This is a genomic window from Rahnella bonaserana, assembly GCF_019049675.1.
Classification (GTDB): Bacteria; Pseudomonadota; Gammaproteobacteria; order Enterobacterales; family Enterobacteriaceae; genus Rahnella; species Rahnella bonaserana.
In genome coordinates, this window is record NZ_JAFMOW010000028.1 from 1 (window position 1) to 626 (window position 626).

A 626-nucleotide genomic window follows, 5' to 3' on the forward strand; every position below is an offset into this window, starting at 1 on the left:
GCGCTTACCACTTTGTGATTCATGACTGGGGTGAAGTCGTAACAAGGTAACCGTAGGGGAACCTGCGGTTGGATCACCTCCTTACCTCAAGATACGCATTGTGCAGTGTCCACACAGATTGTCTGATGAAATTAATGAGCAAGAGCACCTGTTGATGCGGTAAGGGTAACCTTACGCTGATGCGAAAAGTGCCAAACCACTGTGTGGTCTGGTACGGAATTTTCGTGTCCCCATCGTCTAGAGGCCTAGGACACTGCCCTTTCACGGCTGTAACAGGGGTTCGAATCCCCTTGGGGACGCCATTCCGATAATGTGTGAAAGACATTATCAACTGAATATCTTAAAGATGACTTTAACGAGTCGTGTTTAAGATATTGCTCTTTAACAATCTGGAACAAGCTGAAAATTGAAAGTTTACAGCTGAACATCACTCTCCGTAGAAGTACTGAGTGGTGGATTAGTCTGTAACAGAGTCTCTCAAATAATCGCAGCGCGATGATGTCTTTAAGACACCTTCGGGTTGTGAGGTTAAGCGACTAAGCGTACACGGTGGATGCCTAGGCAGTCAGAGGCGATGAAGGGCGTGCTAATCTGCGAAAAGCGTCGGTAAGGTGATATGAACCGTT

At 46.8% G+C, this 626-nt stretch carries 1 tRNA gene and 2 rRNA genes; all 3 read left to right on the top strand.

The features are described 5' to 3' along the window. A 16S ribosomal RNA gene (locus J1778_RS00120) occupies nucleotides 1-84 on the top strand; the annotation flags it as partial. A gap of 142 nt (nucleotides 85-226) precedes the next feature. Continuing rightward, nucleotides 227-302 (top strand) — tRNA-Glu (locus J1778_RS00125). A gap of 224 nt (nucleotides 303-526) precedes the next feature. Further along, nucleotides 527-626, top strand: a 23S ribosomal RNA gene (locus J1778_RS00130); the annotation flags it as partial.